This is a genomic window from Streptomyces sp. NBC_00461 (assembly GCF_036013935.1).
Lineage (GTDB): Bacteria > Actinomycetota > Actinomycetes > Streptomycetales > Streptomycetaceae > Streptomyces.
Window position 1 is genome coordinate 8,864,052 of sequence record NZ_CP107902.1, and the last position, 17,131, is coordinate 8,881,182.

The 17,131-nt window shown below is 70.8% G+C and carries 18 protein-coding genes and 2 pseudogenes; 7 read left to right on the top strand and 13 right to left on the bottom strand.

Going from position 1 to position 17,131, the window contains the following annotated elements; all coding sequences use genetic code 11:
• Nucleotides 1-3: 3 nt before the first annotated feature.
• Complete coding sequence (locus tag OG870_RS41030) at nucleotides 4-1,044, top strand: MBL fold metallo-hydrolase (RefSeq protein WP_266592037.1); 1,041 nt, start codon at nucleotides 4-6, stop codon at nucleotides 1,042-1,044.
• A 56-nt stretch (nucleotides 1,045-1,100) separates the two neighbouring features.
• Here OG870_RS41030 and OG870_RS41035 read toward each other — a convergent pair whose 3' ends face one another.
• Genes OG870_RS41035 through OG870_RS41045 form a run of 3 tightly spaced genes read right to left on the bottom strand, consistent with a single transcriptional unit; the run spans nucleotide 1,101 to nucleotide 4,116 of the window.
• Nucleotides 1,101-1,859 carry an SDR family NAD(P)-dependent oxidoreductase gene (locus OG870_RS41035; RefSeq protein ID WP_266592039.1) on the bottom strand — a complete coding sequence of 253 codons (759 nt, stop codon included), beginning with the start codon at nucleotides 1,857-1,859 and terminating at the stop codon, nucleotides 1,101-1,103.
• A gap of 29 nt (nucleotides 1,860-1,888) precedes the next feature.
• Entirely contained in the window at nucleotides 1,889-2,917 is a 1,029-nt protein-coding gene (locus OG870_RS41040; RefSeq protein WP_266592041.1) for a phosphotransferase family protein, read from the bottom strand.
• On the bottom strand, nucleotides 2,914-4,116 hold the full coding sequence (locus tag OG870_RS41045) for an acyl-CoA dehydrogenase family protein (protein ID WP_266592043.1): 1,203 nt from the start codon (nucleotides 4,114-4,116) through the stop codon (nucleotides 2,914-2,916). The genes OG870_RS41040 and OG870_RS41045 overlap by 4 nt, the downstream gene beginning before the upstream one ends.
• A 133-nt stretch (nucleotides 4,117-4,249) precedes the next feature.
• On the opposite strand from OG870_RS41045, the gene OG870_RS41050 reads away from it, so the two are divergent.
• From OG870_RS41050 to OG870_RS41060, 3 genes are all read left to right on the top strand, one after another.
• Complete coding sequence (locus OG870_RS41050) at nucleotides 4,250-4,927, top strand: TetR/AcrR family transcriptional regulator (RefSeq protein WP_266592045.1); 678 nt, start codon at nucleotides 4,250-4,252, stop codon at nucleotides 4,925-4,927.
• Between the two features lie 72 nt (nucleotides 4,928-4,999).
• Nucleotides 5,000-5,695 (top strand): alpha/beta fold hydrolase, encoded by a 696-nt coding sequence (locus OG870_RS41055; RefSeq protein WP_266592047.1) that lies wholly within the window; start codon nucleotides 5,000-5,002, stop codon nucleotides 5,693-5,695.
• 53 nt (nucleotides 5,696-5,748) lie between these two features.
• Nucleotides 5,749-6,629, top strand: a protein-coding gene (locus tag OG870_RS41060) for an IS5 family transposase (RefSeq protein WP_266592636.1) whose coding sequence is annotated in 2 segments (ribosomal slippage) — nucleotides 5,749-6,109 and nucleotides 6,109-6,629 — 882 coding nt in all. Because the reading frame shifts where the segments join, the coding sequence is not laid out codon by codon here.
• Nucleotides 6,630-6,643: 14 nt separating this feature from the next.
• Here the strand turns inward: OG870_RS41060 and OG870_RS41065 are convergent.
• Together OG870_RS41065 and OG870_RS41070 are read right to left on the bottom strand one after the other, a co-directional pair.
• Nucleotides 6,644-6,871 (bottom strand): annotated as a pseudogene (locus tag OG870_RS41065) (mycothiol transferase); the annotation flags it as partial.
• A 41-nt stretch (nucleotides 6,872-6,912) separates the two neighbouring features.
• Entirely contained in the window at nucleotides 6,913-7,650 is a 738-nt protein-coding gene (locus OG870_RS41070) for an SDR family NAD(P)-dependent oxidoreductase (protein WP_266592049.1), read from the bottom strand.
• 84 nt (nucleotides 7,651-7,734) lie between these two features.
• On the opposite strand from OG870_RS41070, the gene OG870_RS41075 reads away from it, so the two are divergent.
• A complete protein-coding gene (locus tag OG870_RS41075; protein WP_266592051.1) occupies nucleotides 7,735-8,376 on the top strand; it encodes a TetR/AcrR family transcriptional regulator in 642 nt (213 codons plus the stop codon).
• A gap of 62 nt (nucleotides 8,377-8,438) precedes the next feature.
• On the opposite strand, the gene OG870_RS41080 is transcribed toward OG870_RS41075, so the two are convergent.
• The 5 genes from OG870_RS41080 to OG870_RS41100 all read right to left on the bottom strand — a co-directional run bounded on the left by OG870_RS41080 (nucleotide 8,439) and on the right by OG870_RS41100 (nucleotide 13,485).
• Nucleotides 8,439-10,166 carry a SpoIIE family protein phosphatase gene (locus OG870_RS41080; protein WP_266842526.1) on the bottom strand — a complete coding sequence of 576 codons (1,728 nt, stop codon included), beginning with the start codon at nucleotides 10,164-10,166 and terminating at the stop codon, nucleotides 8,439-8,441.
• Nucleotides 10,167-10,486: 320 nt separating this feature from the next.
• Complete coding sequence (locus tag OG870_RS41085; RefSeq protein ID WP_266842524.1) at nucleotides 10,487-10,942, bottom strand: ATP-binding protein; 456 nt, start codon at nucleotides 10,940-10,942, stop codon at nucleotides 10,487-10,489.
• A 133-nt stretch (nucleotides 10,943-11,075) separates the two neighbouring features.
• Nucleotides 11,076-11,669 (bottom strand): hypothetical protein, encoded by a 594-nt coding sequence (locus tag OG870_RS41090; protein WP_266528713.1) that lies wholly within the window; start codon nucleotides 11,667-11,669, stop codon nucleotides 11,076-11,078.
• Nucleotides 11,670-11,727: 58 nt separating this feature from the next.
• Complete coding sequence (locus tag OG870_RS41095) at nucleotides 11,728-11,901, bottom strand: hypothetical protein (RefSeq protein WP_266842522.1); 174 nt, start codon at nucleotides 11,899-11,901, stop codon at nucleotides 11,728-11,730.
• 354 nt (nucleotides 11,902-12,255) lie between these two features.
• Nucleotides 12,256-13,485, bottom strand: a complete 1,230-nt coding sequence (locus OG870_RS41100; RefSeq protein WP_266844742.1) for a SpoIIE family protein phosphatase — start codon at nucleotides 13,483-13,485, stop codon at nucleotides 12,256-12,258.
• Between the two features lie 197 nt (nucleotides 13,486-13,682).
• On the opposite strand from OG870_RS41100, the gene OG870_RS41105 reads away from it, so the two are divergent.
• Entirely contained in the window at nucleotides 13,683-14,810 is a 1,128-nt protein-coding gene (locus tag OG870_RS41105) for a YihY/virulence factor BrkB family protein (protein ID WP_266842520.1), read from the top strand.
• 83 nt (nucleotides 14,811-14,893) lie between these two features.
• On the opposite strand, the pseudogene OG870_RS41110 reads toward OG870_RS41105, so the two are convergent.
• Together OG870_RS41110 and OG870_RS41115 are read right to left on the bottom strand one after the other, a co-directional pair.
• Nucleotides 14,894-15,233, bottom strand: a pseudogene (locus OG870_RS41110) (phosphotransferase); the annotation flags it as partial.
• A gap of 112 nt (nucleotides 15,234-15,345) precedes the next feature.
• On the bottom strand, nucleotides 15,346-16,164 hold the full coding sequence (locus tag OG870_RS41115; protein WP_406348436.1) for an SDR family oxidoreductase: 819 nt from the start codon (nucleotides 16,162-16,164) through the stop codon (nucleotides 15,346-15,348).
• Between the two features lie 86 nt (nucleotides 16,165-16,250).
• On the opposite strand from OG870_RS41115, the gene OG870_RS41120 reads away from it, so the two are divergent.
• Nucleotides 16,251-16,901 carry a class I SAM-dependent DNA methyltransferase gene (locus OG870_RS41120; RefSeq protein WP_266844738.1) on the top strand — a complete coding sequence of 217 codons (651 nt, stop codon included), beginning with the start codon at nucleotides 16,251-16,253 and terminating at the stop codon, nucleotides 16,899-16,901.
• Nucleotides 16,902-16,927: 26 nt separating this feature from the next.
• Here the strand turns inward: OG870_RS41120 and OG870_RS41125 are convergent, their stop codons facing one another.
• Entirely contained in the window at nucleotides 16,928-17,071 is a 144-nt protein-coding gene (locus OG870_RS41125; RefSeq protein ID WP_266528701.1) for a hypothetical protein, read from the bottom strand.
• Nucleotides 17,072-17,131 lie beyond the last annotated feature (60 nt).

Below are 17,131 nucleotides of genomic sequence, written 5' to 3' on the forward strand. Positions count from 1 at the left end.
GTCATGACAGCGCGGTTCGATCAGGGCCCTTGGGCCCAAGCCGGAGTCCAGACCGTCCAGCCCGGAGTGCACCGCGTCCCCCTGCCCCTGCCCAACGACGGGCTGCACGCCGTCAACGTCTATCTGCTGGAGAACCTCGCCGACGACGACGGCATCGTCATGATCGACGGCGGCTGGGCGATCCCCGAGGCCCGCAAGGCGCTGGAGGAGGCGCTGGCCGCCATCGGCCGCGACCTCGGCGACATCAGCCACATCCTGGTCACCCACATCCACCGCGACCACTACACGAACGCCGTGGAGCTACGACGGCTGCTGGGCTCGCGCGTGTACCTGGGCGCGGGCGAGCGGCCGGGCCTGGAGATGCTCGACCGGCTGCGCAGCGACGAACCCGCCGGCTCCCTGCAAACGCTGCGCCGGGCGGGTGCCGTCGAACTCGCCGACCGCATCCAGGCGATGGACCACGGCGGCTACGACCCGAGCGTGTGGGAGGCTCCCGACCACTGGCTCGGCGCGGAGACCCTCCGCTTCGGCGAGCACGAGCTGCGCGTCGTACCAACTCCCGGACACACCAAGGGACATGTGGTCTACCTCGACGAACAGCGCGGTCTGCTGTTCTCCGGGGACCACGTCCTGCCGCACATCACGCCGTCCATCGGCTTCGAACTGGCCGAACCGGGCGGCCGCCCGCTCGCCGACTACCTGGACTCGCTGCGGCTGATGACCCGGTACGCCGACACCCGGCTGCTGCCCGCGCACGGGCCGGTCGCCGACAGCGCCCACACCCGCGTGGCCGAGCTGCTCACGCACCACGACGACCGGCTGGCCAAGTCCCTTGCGGAACTCGGCGAGAGCACCCTCGACGCGCACGCCGTGGCCCGCGGGCTGGGCTGGACGCGGCGCGAAGTGCCCTTCGCCGAGCTGAGCGCGTTCAACCAGATGCTCGCGGTCAACGAGACGGCCGCGCACCTGGACGTCCTCGTCCTGCGCGGACGGGCCACGGTGGCGTTCGCGGACGGGGTGAACCGGTACACGCGGGTGCGCTGACACCACCACGGGAAAGGCCGGAGGGGCGCGGCGACGGCCGCGCCCCTCCGGCCTTGTCAGCGCGCCGTCCAACCGCCGTCCACGTACAGCTCGGAGCCGGTGACGAAGCTCGCGTCCTCGGAAGCGAGGAACGCCACCGCCCCCGCGACCTCCTGCGGCCTGCCGAGCCGCCCCATGGGGGTGCCCTCGACCATCGCCGCGTGCCGAGGAGTGCCCCGCCACAGCTCGCGCGACAGCGGTGTCTCGATGAAGCCGGGATGGACGGAGTTGACGCGGACACCGCGCGTGGCCCAGTGCAGTGCCGCGTTCTTCGTCATCAGCCGTACGGCGCCTTTGGCCGCGTGGTACGAGAACTGGCTGCCGAATCCGCCGACGGTACCGAAGATCGACGCGATGTTGACGACCGAGCCGCCGCCGGAGCGCTCGATCGCGGGCCCGCCGTGTTTCATGCCGAGCCAGACACCGCCCTGGGTGACGGCGATGACCTTGTCCCAGGACTCCCGCGTCTCCGTCTCCACGGTCCGCATCTCGGCGATGCCCGCGTTGTTGACCAGCACGGACAGGCCGCCGAGTTCGGCCACCACCCGGTCGACGGCACCGCTCCACGCCTCCTCGTCGCTGACGTCCAGCGCAAGGCCGAGGGCTCGCGCCCCGTCGGCCGTCAGATGCTTGGCCAGCTCCTCGCAGCGGCCGGCGTCGACGTCGGTCACCACCACGGTCGCGCCCTCGGCGGCCAGTCGCCGCGAGACGGCCTCGCCGATGCCGCCGGTGGCGCCGGTGACCAGGGCGATCCGTCCGGACAGTCGTTGTTGCACGGCCTCTCCTTCGTTCGGGGCGTCAAGGGTCACGGCAGTAGCTCAAGTCCCGAGCGCAGCAGCGCGGGAGGAGCGGTGCCGAGCTGCTCGAAGCCGGTGCCGACGGTCTGTCCCGCGAGATAGCGGGCATGGATGCCCTCCGCGATGACGGCGAGCTTGAAACAGGCCAGTGCCTGGTAGTACGGCAGCACGAGGATGTCCCGGCCGGACTTCTCGGCGTAGCGCTCGGCCAGTTGGCGTCCCGAGGGGAAGCCGGGGTTGGCCGTCGGGACGTGGCGCGCGCCGAGGACCGGTTCGCAGGCCGGATCCCAGTACATGAGCAGCATCCCGAGGTCGGCGAGGGGATCACCGAGTGTGGCCATCTCCCAGTCGACGATCGCCGCGATCCGCCCGAAGTCACCTACCGCCACAAGGGTGTTGTCCAGGCGGTAGTCGCCGTGCACGATGGCCGGGGCGCCGCTCGCCGGCAGGGAGCGGACCAGGCGGCCGTACAGCTCGTCGAGGTCGTGCAGCGGACGCGTGGCGACCTTGTCCCACTGCCCTCGCCACCGCCGCACCTGACGCTCCAGATAGCCCTTGGGCCGGCCGAACCCGCCGAGCCCGACGTCGTGGGCGTCCACCGAGTGCAGCACCACCAGGGCGTCCACGAGAGCGTCGGCGGCACGGCGCGCGTCGGCGCCGGGCAGGGCGGCGGCCTGGTCGCCGTCGCGCAGCACCACGCCCTCCACGAACTCGACGACGCTGAACGGCGCCCCGATGACCTCCGCATCAGTGCAGGACAGCACCGCACGCGCGACCGGTACGCCGGTGCCACCGAGGGCGGCGACGACGCGGAACTCGCGGTCCATGTCGTGCGCGGTGGGCGTCAGCACCCCCAGTGGCGGCCTGCGCAGCACCCAGCGGTGCGTCCCGTCGGTCACCTCGTAGGTGAGATTGGAGCGCCCGCCCTGCAACAGCCGCACCCGCAACGGCCCTTCGCACTCCGGTACCCGGCGGGCGAAGTAGCGCTGCAGCGCGGGCACGTCCACGCCGACCACCCCCGCCTGTGACGCGGTCACTGCGCGACCGCCCGCTCCCGCGCCGCCCGGACCGCGCGCTTGGCGATGGCCCAGCGGTGGGTCTCGGAGGGACCGTCGTAGATACGGAAGGGGCGCACCTCCCGGTACAGCCGCGACAGCGGGGCGTCGCCGGAGATGCCGAGCGCGCCGCACACCTGCACGGCCCGGTCGACCACCCGGCCCACCGCCTCGGAGACGTACGTCTTGGCGATCGAGGTGTGCTGCGCCGCGCCACGGCCCTGGTCCAGCTCCCAGCAGGCGCGCCACAGCACCGCCCGGCCGGTCTCGATGTCGATCTCGGAGTCGGCCAGCATCTGCTGCACCATGCCGAGTTCGGCCAGTGGCCGGCCGAAGGCGGAACGCCCGGCCGCGCGCTCCAGCGCGATGTCCTGGGCCCGCCGTGCCACCCCGAGCCAGCGCATGCAGTGGGTCATCCGCGCGGGTCCCAGGCGCACCTGTGCGTACCTGAAGCCCTCGTCGACCTCGCCCAGCACGGCGCCGTCGTCGACCTCGCAGTCCGCGAAGACGACCTCGCTGTGCCCGCCGAACAGGCCCTGGTCCAGGGTGTCGATGTTCCGGACGATCTTCATGCCCGGGTTGTCCGCGTCGACGAGGAACATGGTCGCGCCGCCCGGGTCCCCGGGGCCTCCGCTGGTGCGGGCCATGCAGATGGCGAACGTGGCCCCGTCCGCGCCGCTGATGAACCACTTGCGGCCGTCGATCCGCCAGCCGCCCTCGATCCTTGTCGCGGTCGTGGCGAGGGCCCGCGGATCGGATCCGGCGCCCGGCGCGGGCTCGGTCATCGCGAAGCAGGAACGCACCTCACCGGAGGCGAGCGGACGCAGCAGACGTTCCTTCTGCTCCTCGGTGGCCACCCTTTCGAGCAGATGCATGTTGCCCTCGTCGGGTGCCGCGCAGTTCAGGGCGAGCGGCCCGAGCAGCGAGTAGCCCGCCGCCTCGAACACCACCGCCTGCCCGCACAGGTCCAGTCCCAGACCGCCCCACTCGGCGGTGACGTGCGGAGCGAAGACCCCCGCCCCACGGGCCGCGTCCTGAAGCCGTCGGCGCAGCGGCTCCGGCCCGGAATGCACGTTGCCGTCACACGCCTCCTCCTCGGGCACGACCACATCCCGTACGAAGTCGGTGGTGCGCCGCGCTATGTCGGCGACCCTCTTGTCGATCTCGAACCCGATGGCCACGCTTACTCCCGACCTTGGCTACTGACCATTAGCCATCACAAGGGCGTGAACACCCTTATGTCAAGAGTGGCGGCTATAGTGACAGTCCAGCCATGGCCGCATCGGCTAATCATCAATAGCTTCAGGAGTCCGGGTGAGCCCAGTCCACGGGGGGCCGTACGAGCGGTCGCACCGGCCCGCACGACCGGAGGGCGTGCCCACGGCCGACCGTCGGTCGGCGATCCGGCAGTCCGCGCTGCGGCTCTTCGCCGAACAGGGCTACCGCTCCACCACCATGGCCGACATCGGGGCGGCCGTCGGCATCCGCGGCCCGAGCCTGTACAAACACGTGGCCTCCAAGCACGAGCTGCTGGCCGAGATCATGATCGGCACGATGGAGCAGCTCATCGCCGACAACGTCGCCGCCGTCGCGAGCGCCGACCACGTGCGGGAGCAACTGCGCCGCTCCGTCGAGGCGCACATCCGCTACCACGCCCGGCACCGCCTTGAGGCGTTCGTCGGCAACCGGGAGATCGGCAGCCTGGAGGCGCCCGACCAGGAGCGGGTGCTGCGCGGCCGCAGCGACTACGAGCGACGCTTCCGTGAACTCATCGAGCGCGGCGCCGCGGAGGGCGCCTTCCATGTGCAGTCGGCCAGAATCGCCTCGTACTCGATCCTCGACATGGGCATCGGCGTGGCCAGCTGGTTCCACGAGGACGGCGAGTTCTCCGTCGACCAACTCGCCTACCAGTACGGCGACATCGCGCTGCGGATCGTGGGAGCGCGGCCCGAGGAAGGCGTGCGGGCGCAGGACGCACCCGAGCGGCGCTGAACCCCTCCTCCGCCGGGTCTGGGCTACCAACCTGAATTCAGTTAGAGTGCGCCTCATCGCCTAGGAGGTCGCATGTCCTTCGTTCTCATCCACGGTGCCGGCTTCGGGGCGGACTGCTGGGACGAGTTGATTCCTCACCTGAGCGCGGACGCGCTGGCAGTCGACCTGCCAGGTCGCGGAACAAGGTCCGCGATCGCACCCGGCACGGTCACCCTCGCGGACTGCGCCGACGCCGTCCGCAAGGACATCGAGGCGGCCGACCTGCGGGAAGTGGTGCTGGTCGGCCACTCCTTCGCCGGGGTCACGGTGCCGCGCGTCCTGGACCTCGTACCCGAACGGATCCGTCAGGTCGTCCTCGTCTCCGCCGTCGTACCTCCCGACGGATCCCGCGTCCTCGACCAGATCGACCCCGGCGTACGGGAACTGGTAGAGCAGTCCATCACCGCCGGGGTCTACCAGCAGACCCGCGAGGGCGCCGCCGCGATCCTGTGCAACGACATGGACGAGGCGACCGCCGCGTCCGCCCTGGACCGGCTGACCGACGACTCGGCCGCTCTCCTGAACGAACCCGTGGACCTCAGCGGCTACCGCTGGGGCATCCCGCGGACGTATGTGCACCTCACCCGCGACCAGTGCTACGTCGAGGAACTCCAGCAGCGATCCATCGCCCTGCTCCGGGCCGACGTCGTCGACCTCGACACCGGTCACATGGCGATGATCAGCGCGCCGCAGAAACTTGCCGCCGTCCTGAACGCCCTGCACGGCTAGGCTGTGTCCGGCGGATCTTGTGACTGCCGCAGCCTTGGTTCGTTGGCATGCTCATGGGGCGCGGAGATCTCACAAATGAAGAATGGGCCCGGCTGAAGCCGCATCTGCCGAACTCCGGTCAGCGCGGGGGCCATTGGGAGAGTCATCGCAGGGTGATCAACGGGATTCTGTTCCGGCAGCGCACCGGGGTACCGTGGCGGGATCTGCCTGCGCGTTTCGGTCGGTGGAAGACCGTGTACGAGCGGCATCGGCGTTGGTCAGCGGATGGCACATGGGACAAGCTCTTCGCGGCTGTACTCGCCGATGCTGACGCGGAAGGCCGCATCGACTGGTCCATGGTGAGCGTGGACTCCACCTCCTGCCGGGCCCACCAACGCGCTGCGGGAGCACGTAAGAAACCCCCGCGGCTTCCGGGAAAAGACACACGCCCCTGCAGCACCGCCCCGATGAGGGCCTGGGACGCTCACGGGGCGGCCTGACCTGCAAGATCCACCTTGCCGGTGAGGGCGGACGCCGCCCACTCGCCTTGCTGATCACCCCGGGGCAGTGGGGCGACGCTCCGCAGCTCATCCCGGTCATGGAGCGTGTCCGTGTCGCCCGCCGGGATGGCGGGCGACCGCGGACTCGGCCTGGCCACCTCGGCGGAGACAAGGCTTACTCATCCCGCCGCAACCGCCGCTACCTGCGGCGACGCCAGATCAAGCACACGATCCCCGAACCGAAGAACCAGCGGGCCAACCGACAGCGCAAAGGCAGCAAGGGCGGTCGGCCCGCCGGCTTCGACAGGACGATCTACAAACGCAGGAACGAGGTGGAGCGGACGATCAATGCCCTTAAGGGCTTCCGGGCTGTGGCGACGAGGTTCGACAAACGCGCCTACGTCTTCTACGGCACCGTCACCGTTGCCTCGATCCGACTTCGGCTCCGGTCGTGACCCACCGGAGAGAGCTAGTAGTACCCCTTCGCCCCGTCAGGCAGCTCCCTCACGATGTCCGCGTGCCCCGCGTGCCGTCCGGTCTCCTCGACGAGATGGATGAGCACCCAGCGGAGGCCGGCGTTGCCGGACCGGCAGTCGGGGTGGCGGCCGACGTCATCCAAAGCGGCCGCGGCCACGATCTCGTTGCTTCGAGCGCACTGGGCCTCGTACGACGCACACGCGCGGCCGGGAGTGCGCCCCATCGCTTCGAGGGAACCGGATGCGCACCACCGGCCGTCGTTCAGGCCCGGGTGTAGCCGCCGTCGGCGAAGAGTTCGGCGCCGGTGACGAACGACGAGGCGTCCGAAGCCAGGAAGAGGGCGGCCTCGGCGATTTCCTCGGCGTCGGCCAGTCGTCCCAGTGGCACGACGGCCTCGGCGAACCGGTCGACGTCCGGCCCCGCGGCGCGCAGCAGGGCAGGGGTCCGCGTGGGTCCCGGGCTGAGGACGTTGACCCGGAATCGACGCTCTCGCGATTGCCGGGCCCAGTTGTGCACGAGGTTGCTCAACGCTGCCTTCGAGGCGCTGTAGACCTCGAGGTGCTCATTGGGGCGCACGCTGTTGCTTGAGCCGATGACCAGGATGGAGGCGTTCTCCGCCAGCAGCGGAAGCGCCTTCTGGACGGTGAATAGTGGGCCCTTGACGTTGACGGCGAGTGTCAGGTCGACGTTCGCCTCGGTGTGGGCGCCGAGTGCGGCGTCCGCGACGATTCCCGCGTTGGCCACCAGCACGTCGATGCGTCCGGCCTCCTCGCGGACTCGCGCGTAGAGCGCGTCCAGGTCGGCCAGGATCGAGACGTCGGATCGTACGCCGGTGGCCGCAGGACCCATCTCCTTGACTGCCGCTTCGAGGCGGTCGATGTCCCGGCCGGTCACGAAGACCCGTGCGCCCTCCCGGACGAAGCGGTGGGCGATGGCCAGCCCGATCCCGCTGGTCCCTCCGGTGATCACGGCCACCTTCTCCTGCAGCACGCCTGGCATGTCGAACCCCTTCAGTTGTGGAATGGATCGTCCATAACATAGCCAGTAATGGACGATCGAGTCAAGAATGGATAGGCTGAGACCATGCCGAGACCACGCGCATTCGACGAACGCCAAGTCCTGGAGCGGGCCCGGGAACAGTTCTGGGCGACCGGCTATGCAGGAACCCGGATGGACGACATCGCCCAGGCGACCGGCCTGGGCAAGGGCAGCCTGTACGGCGCATTCGGCGACAAGGGCAAGCTGTTCCACCGCGTGTTTGGCGACTGGTGCACCGCAGTCGTTGAGGTGGCCGAAGGGCGGCTGGCAGGTGGCCCGGACGCAGAGGCCTTGGCCCGGCTGTCGGGATACGTGCACCTAATGGCGGAGAACACCGCCTCCGACACCGAGCGCCGCGGGTGCCTGTTGGCCAAGGGCGCGGCGGAACTGGCCCAGCACGATCCGACGGTCGCCGGACGGTCGGCCGAGACCATGACGGCACTGCTGACCCTGCTGCGGACAGAGATCAGCGCAGCCCAGCGCCACGGCGACATCGATAGCGCTGCGGATCCGGAGCGGTTGGCGGCACTGCTGCTGACGGTGGTCCGCGGTATCGAGGCGGTAGGCAAGGCCGGCCTGGCCCCGGAGACGCTGCGGAACATTGCAGACACCGCACTGGCGGTCCTGCCCATGCCCGAGGGGCAGAAACGCCTCGCAAGCGGGCGCAGTCCGGCCCGCGAGAACTAACTTGGTGCCATCACGGCCACATGATCCGCCGGACGGGCCCTAGCTAGAGGAGCGGGCGCGCCTCACGACCGGCTGCCCCGCGGGGGCGTGCGCAGGGCGAGGAGGGCGACATCGTCCTTGCCGGGTGGCTGTACGCGGCGCAGGAGCTGGTCGGTGAAGGAAGCCAGGGGGCGGTGGGCGAGGGCGGCGGCGTGTTGCCGTAGCTGGTTCAGGCCCTCGTCGAGGGTGTGGCCGGGGGCTTCGATGAGGCCGTCCGTGTACAGGAGCAGGGTGGACTCGGGCGGCAGGAGGATGGTGGCGTCGGGACGCGGTGTGGTGACCCCGGTGCCCAGCATGAGACCGTGGCCGTCGGTCAGGTAGTGCGCCAAACCATTGCGGGCGATGAGCAGGGGTGGGGGGTGGCCCGCGTTGGTCCAGGTCAGCTGCCAGTGCCCGTCCCCGGTGTCGGTCACCCGGCCGAGGACGAGGGTGGCCATGGTGACGTCGGTGATGCGCATGATCGCCCCGTCGAGCCGTTCGACGATCCGGCTGGGGGGTTCCAGCTGGGACCAGGCGTAGGCGCGGAGCATGTTGCGCAGCTGGGCCATGCCGGCCGCGGCCTCCAGGTCGTGGCCGACTACGTCACCGATGGCCAGGGCGGTGGAGCCGTCGGAGAGAGTGAAGGCGTCGTACCAGTCGCCGCCGACCTGGGAGGCGTCCGGGGCGGGCAGGTAGCGGACGGTCATCTGCAGTCCGGGCACGCGCGGCATCTGGGGCAGCAGGTGGTTCTGCATGGTTTCGGCGACCTTGCGCTGGCGCTGGTAGAGACGCGCGTTGTCCAGGGCGAGGCCGGCACGGCGGGCGATGTCCTCGATCAGGGGAAGGTCGGTGGTGGCGAAGTCCCCCGGCTTCTTGGCGCGGCCCAGGGTGAGGGCTCCCAGGACCGCGCGGGTACTGCGGATGGGGGCGATGGCCGCGGAGTGGATGCCGGTGGCCTCGAACAGACGACGCTGCTCGACGGCGATACCGGAATCCGGAACTCCCTGGTAGGTCTCGGGTCCGGCCAAGGTGGAGGCGATGCCGCGCAGGGCCCGGGACAGAGGCATCGGCGACTCCTCCGGCACCGGTGGCATGGGGCCCTCCAGGTCCTCGTGGGACGTCAGTGTGCCCCCCTCGGCTTCGACCACGGTGGTGCGCCAGACCTCGTCCCGTTCGGTGATCAGATCGATGACGACCCAGTCGGCCAGCCGGGGCACGACCAGCGTCACCAGCCGCCGCAGCGCCTCGTCGGCGTCGAGGGTGGAGGTCAGCTGGGTGGTGGTCTCGGCCAGCAGAGCCAGTCGTTGGAGTTCGCTCAGCGGCGGCGCGGCCTGTTCCGGACGAAGATCGGGCCGGTGTTCCTGACCAGGGACGTGGAAGACGACGAGCGTGCCGGTGCCGTGGCCTTCGAAGGCGTACGACGTGATCAGCCAGGAGATGCGGAGCAGGGAGCCGTCGGCGTGGGCGAAGTAGTCCTCGTCGGCCTGGGCGGGACGTCCGTCGTGGAACGCCTGGCGCATGCTGCACTGGCTCGCGGGCAGCGGCTGACCCTGGGGCCCGCGGTGCAGCAGGTCGTGGGCGTCGTGGCCGACGAGGTCCGCGGCGGGCCGGCCCAGCAGGTGTGTGGCGCGGCTGTTGGCGGCAACGATATGGCCCTGCTCGTCCACGACGTAGGCCCCGGCCCCGATGGCCTCCAGCGCTTCGGCGACCCCGGCGGGCGGAAGGTGGGGAGGCTGCCTCTGGTCGGTGTCGGTGCTCTCGGCTGCTGCCATGTCCTCGCCTCGCCTCCTGCGTGATCGACTGTTGCCCCGGGCGCCGCTCCTACGGTCGTCGTCGCCTGCCGTCCTCACGTGCCTGGTTTCCCGTATGCCCCGTTGCCCGCGGAGAATCCGCACCATCCGGTGCCTCGGACGGTCCGCACCCGGAGCGGGCCGGCGGGCGCCGAGGGTGGCGGGCGGGTGCAGGCTGGGCATCGCCCACTGGGAGACCGGCGAGCCGCCCCGGATCGCTGCCCCACTCGGGCCATCCAGTCCAGCGCACCGCCGCTGTCGCCGACGGGCACGGGAACCGTGCCCGTCGGTGCCCGACCGCATCACGAACTCCCGTGCGCCGGACCCGCCTGACGGGGGCGCGGCTGATCGGGGACCAGGCGCACGCGAGCGGTGACCTGCTTTCCCCCAGGGCGCGCGGCGGTGTCGAACCGGTCGCAGAGGGCGCGCACGAGGTGCAGCCCGTGGCCGCCGACACGCTGCCGATCACGCGGCTGTGCCACGGGTTGCTCGCGGGACGTGTCCCACACGGTGACGGACAGGTCGGTGGCGGACAGCTCCAGAACCAGACCGCAGGGCCCCGGAGCGTGCAGCATCGCGTTCGTCAGCAACTCGCTGATCACCAGCTGCGCGTCCATGACCGTCGAGGACGGCAGCGGTACGTGGCCCAGGCGGGCGGCGCGGTCCAGGAGGGCCTGGAGCGCACGACGCCCGTCCACCGCGCGCGCAGCGCCCTCGGCGAAGGCCACGCTGAAGCGCAGTGTTCGGTTCCCAGCCACGCGATGCTCATCTGCCGATCCCATGTGATGAAGTCGATGCACCGTCCGGATACCCCTCACCGGGAAAGCCAGGCGCCGGGCCCCGAGGCGCGTGTGCCGCCGACCGGACGCCCCACTCTCGCGCCCCACCTGCTCAGCCCAGACCGGGCGACGGCTTGCCTCCCGCAACGTGCGCCGGTGTCGACCGCGGTGACGCGGCGGGGGAGAGCAGCGCCGAGGTGGCCCTGGCGTGCAGGGAGTCCAGTACCTTGATCTGCCGCTCCGCCCGCCGCAGCAGCTCCTTCAGCCGGGCGGAGTCCAGGCGCTGCTCCTCCGCGGAGGCCGACAGCAGAGTGCGCCAGAGCATCGACTTGCCGCCGACGCCCGTGCGTATGGCTTCGAGCTCGATCAGCACCGTGAGACCGGAACGACGCACCAGACGGCCATTGGGCTTCACCCGTGCGAGCTTCTCGCCCAGCCATGCCCCGTAGACCTTGTATCGCCTCGTGGGGACGTTCAGGTCCGCCATCAACCTGAGCAGGGCCTGCCGGTCCTGGGAGATCTCCGTCGCCAGGCTCCGCAGTTCCGGGCCGTAGACCGAATCGCCGTGCTCCTGGACCATGCGGTGCACCAGTTCGGCACCGCCCGTCGCGCCCGCCAGGTGGTCGTTGAGATAGATGCCGAGGATTCTCCGCGACCCGTTACCCTCGCCGGGATTTCGTACGGGAGCATTCACGGGAGTATTCATCGTCTTCCTCCGCGCTCCGGGGTTTCTGGACGATGAGCGAGTGCCCCTGTCGGCGCGGTCAACCGCGTGGTTCGGTGCCAGGATCGCGAGCGCCGAGCACGAACTCGGCAGGCCAGAGCTTCTGCACCACCTTGCTCAGCAGCGGGTGACCGGACTCGACCACCTCGCAGTAGCGCATCGATCCGTCCTCGTTGCTCTGCCGGCCTTCCAGGACGACAGGCGCGCGCAGCACCTCCTCGCCTCACGGCCCGATCGCGTCGCAGAGCAGACCCTCGAAGCGGTGTCCCGCCAAGGTGTCGGCGCACCCTCTCGACGAACTCCTCGATCACCGGGGCCCGGAGGTGGACCCAGGCCAGGTGGACCACGGTCCGTCCGTCGTCGAGTCGAACCGGGAGACGCACCTTGAGGAAGTTGCCGACTCCGTCCCGCGACCATGATCACCGGCCCTGGACGCCCGCCGGGCCGTCGACCGGCACCCTTGATGGCCGGGCCGCGGGGTGGGCGGCGCACGACCGGCCGAGCCCGCGCGGTCCCGCCGACAGCGGTCGCAGCACAGGCGGGACATCGAGCGCCGGTGCCGCCGTCGTCACAGGCGGACGACGATCAGGGCGATGTCGTCGCGAGCTCCGCCGGACAGGCCGAGGCGGGCCAGCAGGGAGTCCGCGAGGCGTTGCGGGGACTGGGTGCTGCAGTGGCCGAGGACTTCGAGCAGGCGGGCCAGCCCTGCCTCGATGTCCTCGTCGCGGCGCTCGATCAGGCCGTCGGTGTAGAGCACGAGGGTGTCGCCGGGGGCGTACGGCTGGCCGGCCTGGGGACGGGGGACATGGTCGGGGCGGGCGCCCAGGGGCGGGTCGGTGGCCTTGTCGAGGAGCTCGCAGCTGCCGTCGGGGTGCACCAGGACGGGTGGCGGGTGGCCGGCGCTGCTGTAGATGATCAGGTGACTGCGGGGGTCGATCAGGGCCTTGGCGACGGTGGTGTTCAGCGCCCCCTCCACCGACCGGGCGTACAGTCCCAGGACCTCCAGGGCCTGGGCGGGACGCTCCAGCGCGCGGATGGCGGCACTCAGCGCGCTGCGCAGCATGCCCATGACCGTGGCGGCCTCCAGCCCGTGGCCGACGACGTCACCGACGGCCACCGCGAAACGGCCGTCGGCCAGGTCGACGAGGTCGTACCAGTCGCCGCACACGTTCAGCGACCCGGCAGCGGGCAGGTAGCGCACCGCGACGTTCTTGTGCCGGACCAGATCCGGCGCCTGCAGCATCGCCTCCTGCAGCGCGACGGCCACCTCACGCTCCCGGGTATGGGCCAGCCGCAACTCCTCGTTCAGCCGCTGCAACTCGCGTGCCCGCGCATAGAGTTCGGCCTCCAACGCCTCCCGCTCGGTCAGCTGTTCCGTTGGCGGCCGCCGTCCGGCTGTGCGCGTCTGCACGAACGCGGTCACGTCCTCCACCCGGTGGATGATCCAGCGCACCTTTCCGTCCGAGCCGAGGATCGGCGTGTTGATCGGCGACCACCATCGCTCCTCGAACGCCCCGGCCGGGCCGCTCACGGGGATGTCGTACTTCTGCAACGCCATCGTGTCCGGTTCCCGCGCGGCCAGGACACGGTGCAGCGAGGCGCTGAGATTGCGCACGCCGTCGGCCTCCGGATCGGCCGGGTTGTCCGGGAAGGCGTCGAAGATGTGCTGCCCGAGCAGGTCCTCGCGCGTGCGGCCGGTCGCCTCCAGGTAGGCCTGGTTGACCTCCACGATGACCAGGTCCGGGCCCAGTACGAGGTACGGGCTCGGCGTGGCGGCGAACAGCGCCGCGTAGTCCATGTCCACCAGCGCCACCACCTCTGCACCCGGCACCGGCCCCACGCGCCCGGTCGGCGCCCACGGCTCCCGCCGCCCTCTCCAGAGTGCCCCCTCTGCGATCGCGAGCACCAGGCATAGGCACCGCGGGGGAGCCGCTCGGCCTTCGTCACCGGCCGATCGGCGCGTGAGGACACCGCAGTGTGGATACCCGGGAGCGCATGACCCGAGATATCACATCCAGCCACCTCCATCGCAAGGCACGCCGTGACCCGCCACCCGATCGGGCCGACGAGCAGGCCGACGATCGGGCCGACGAGCAGGCCGACGATCGGGCCGAGCCGCGTTCGGATGCCCCCGAAGAGCGGTTCGGACCGGACCCGCAGGTGGAGCAGCGTGCCCCGGACACGCCCATCGACCTGCCCCGACGTTCGTGGGGCGCCGTGCTGAAAGGCAGCTTGCGGGAGTTCAAGGACGACGAGCTGACCGACCGCGCGGCGGCCCTGACGTACTACGGCGTCCTGTCCCTGTTCCCGGCCCTGCTGGTCCTGGTCTCCCTGCTGGGCCTGTCCGGCGCGTCGGCCACCGACAAGGTGCTGACCAACCTCCGGCAGCTGGCCCCCGGCTCGGCCCGGGACATCCTCACGCGCGCGGTCGAACAGCTGCAGGGCGGCGGCGGCCTCGGCTCGGCCATGGCCGTCGTGGGCCTCGTCCTGGCGGTGTGGTCGGCCTCGGGCTACGTCGCGGCGTTCATCCGCACGTCCAACGCCGTCTACGACATGCCCGAGGGGCGCCCCGTCTGGAAGATCCTCCCCATCCGGGTCGGAGTCACCGTCGTGCTCATGGTGCTGGCCGTGGCCAGCGCGCTGATCGTCGTCTTCACCGGCGGTCTGGCCCGCCAGGCGGGCAAGGCGCTGGGCATCGGCGACACGGCCCTGACCGTCTGGTCGATCGCCAAGTGGCCCGTCCTGGTCGTCCTGGTCACGGTGATGATCGCGATCCTGTACTGGGCGAGCCCCAACGCCAAGGTACGCGGCTTCAAATGGATCACCCCGGGCAGCTTCCTGGCCCTGCTGATCTGGCTGATCGCCTCCGCGGGCTTCGCGTTCTACGTCGCCAACTTCGCCTCGTACAACAAGACTTACGGCACCATGGCGGGCGTCATCGTCTTCCTGGTCTGGCTGTGGATCGGCAATCTGGCCCTGCTGCTCGGCCTGGAGTTCGACGCGGAGACCGCGCGGCAACGGGCCGTGGCAGGCGGGCATCCGCCCGGGGAGGAGCCGTACGTCACTCCTCGCGACACCCGCACATGGGACGACGAGGACCGGCGCCGCCTGGCCGGCCCCTGACCACCGCCGGCGGCATCCTTTCGCCTCCCCCACGCGGGTGCCTGATCACTGGTGGACCGACGCGGTGAGGCGTCGTAGTGCGCCGCCCAGCCGCGAGCGCGCCGCACGGTCGCGGCGTCCGCGCTCGGCCCGTAGGTCTCGTGGGAAAGTTCGGCGGCGCCGTCCGTCAACTGGATCCACGCGGCGGCCAGGTCGACGGCCGGGTCTCCGGCGAAGAGGTCGCCGAAGTCGATCACGCAGCAGAAGGCGCCGTTCGAGGTCAGGACGTTGGCCGGGTGCAGGTCGCCGTGCAGGGCCCGCGGGCGCCCCGTCGGGGGCAGGGCGGTGGAAGGCGGTCAGGAAGGCGGCCAGGGTGACGGCCGCCTCCCCTGCACGCGTCGCGGGGGCGCGGCCGGCGGGCTCGCCCGGTACCCAGGTGGTGACGAACCGTAATCTGCAGCGGAAGGCCGGGAGCGAGGGTGGGCCGTTCGGACTGCGAGGTCGTCGCCGAGCCGCCACACCTGGTGGCCCGTCGCGCGTGACCGCCTGGCGGGGGTCAGGCGAATCCGCCGTTGCTCATCAGGAGCTGGCCGTTGATCCACTGGCCCTCCGGCGAGCAGAGGAAGTCGACGAGGTGGGCGGTGTCCTGCGGGGTGCCGAGCCGGTTGAGCGGCGTCTGGCGAAGCACGTGTGAGCGCCCTTCGTCGGTCATCCAACCGGTGTCCACCGGCCCTGGGTTGATCACGTTGGCGGTGACGCCGAGGTGGGCGAGTTCGTGTGCGGCGGCCAGGGTGATGCGGTCGAGGGCGCCCTTGCTCGCGCCGTAGGGCAGGTTGCCCACGGTGTGGTCGCTGGTCAGGCTGATGATCCGGCCGCTGCCCGGCGCGGCGGCGAACCGCCGGCCGTACTCCCGGATCAGCAGCCAGGTGGCGCGGGCGTTGACGGTGAAGTGCCGGTCGAAGCTTTCGACGGTGGTGTCGAGAAGACCGGAGGCGACCGATTCGCAGTGGCACATCACCAGGGCGGAGACGCTGCCCAGGCTGCGCTCGACCTCGTCGAAGACGCGGGCCGGAGTGTCCGGGTCGGCCAGGTCCGCCTCGACGGCCGCGGTGGCGGCGCCGTTCTCTTTGAGGGCGTCGGCGATCGCGTCGGTCGCGCCGGACTCGCGGCCCCAGGTCATGCGCTCGTCGTAGGGGGTCCAGTAAGTGAAGGCGATGTCCCAGCCGGAGGCGGCCAGCCGGCGGGCGATGCCCGCGCCGATGCCGGCGGTGCGACCTGCACCGGTGACCAGGGCGAGCGGGCGGACCGACGGATGGGGCGGCTCGGGAGTGGGGTCTCCTTGGCCGAGGTGTCCTTGGCTGCTGTTCGTCGTCACAGTCCGAGATCGTCCGTGATCGGAACCGCTCGCGGCAACTGCCTTTCTCCCGGAAGGAGTTGGCCCGCTGGACTACCGTGCCTGCCATGACCACGGACAACTGGCAGGCAGACACCCGAACGTCGTACGACACCGTCGCGGTCAGCTATGCCGAACAGGTGCGCGATGCCATCGCCGGACAGCAGTACCTTCGTATGGCTCTGGCGTTGTTCGCCGACAGTGTGCGCGCCGCGGGTGGCGGGCCGGTGGCCGATGTCGGCTGCGGCCCCGGCCACGTCACCGCCCATCTGCACCGGCTCGGTGTCGACGCGTTCGGTGTCGATCTCTCCCCGGGGATGATCGACCAGGCCCGGCGCGACCACCCCGGCCTGCGGTTCGAGGTGGGCTCGATGACGGACCCGGGTCTCCCGGCCGCCTCGGTGGCCGGCCTGGTCGCCTGGCAGTCGCTGATCCACGTCCCCGACGGCGAAGTGCCCACGGTGTTCCGGCACTTCCACCGGGCTCTGCGTCCAGGCGGACCGCTGCAGCTGCTGTTTCACGTCGGCGACGGGTCGCGGTTGAAGACAGAGGGCTACGGCGGTCACCCGATGAGGGTGCATGTCCACCGCCGACGGCCGGACCGGGTGGCAACCTGGCTGCGTGAGGCGGGGTTCGAGATCGAGGCCCAGCTGCTGCTCGACCCGGATGGTGCAGCTCCACAAGCGTTCCTGTTCGCACGCCGGGAGCCTCGCCGGTAGGTCGGAGATCGCGCCCGGACCCGGCGCTACAGCAGGCCGATGTTGGTGAGCGGGAAGTTCCAGTCGTTGCTCTCGACATCGCCGCGGCCGTCCTGAGCCGCGGCCGGTACCGCGAACAGGATCAGCCCGGCGACGACGGCGGCCAGAGCGGCGATCACGCGACGCTTCACGGTTCCTCCTCCACGACGGCAGCAGCGACCACCCTGTGCCGAGCGGGCGGCCCCGCCCGC

Excerpts from the sequence above, each read along its gene's own strand:
- OG870_RS41120 (WP_266844738.1), top strand. The coding sequence starts at position 16,251 with ATGACCACGGACAACTGGCAGGCAGACACCCGAACGTCGTACGACACC.
- OG870_RS41105 (WP_266842520.1), top strand. The coding sequence starts at position 13,683 with ATGACCCGAGATATCACATCCAGCCACCTCCATCGCAAGGCACGCCGT.
- OG870_RS41070 (WP_266592049.1), bottom strand. The coding sequence starts at position 7,650 with ATGCCAGGCGTGCTGCAGGAGAAGGTGGCCGTGATCACCGGAGGGACC.
- OG870_RS41100 (WP_266844742.1), bottom strand. The coding sequence starts at position 13,485 with ATGGACTACGCGGCGCTGTTCGCCGCCACGCCGAGCCCGTACCTCGTA.
- OG870_RS41030 (WP_266592037.1), top strand. The coding sequence starts at position 4 with ATGACAGCGCGGTTCGATCAGGGCCCTTGGGCCCAAGCCGGAGTCCAG.
- OG870_RS41075 (WP_266592051.1), top strand. The coding sequence starts at position 7,735 with ATGCCGAGACCACGCGCATTCGACGAACGCCAAGTCCTGGAGCGGGCC.
- OG870_RS41055 (WP_266592047.1), top strand. The coding sequence starts at position 5,000 with ATGTCCTTCGTTCTCATCCACGGTGCCGGCTTCGGGGCGGACTGCTGG.
- OG870_RS41080 (WP_266842526.1), bottom strand. The coding sequence starts at position 10,166 with ATGGCAGCAGCCGAGAGCACCGACACCGACCAGAGGCAGCCTCCCCAC.
- OG870_RS41090 (WP_266528713.1), bottom strand. The coding sequence starts at position 11,669 with ATGAATACTCCCGTGAATGCTCCCGTACGAAATCCCGGCGAGGGTAAC.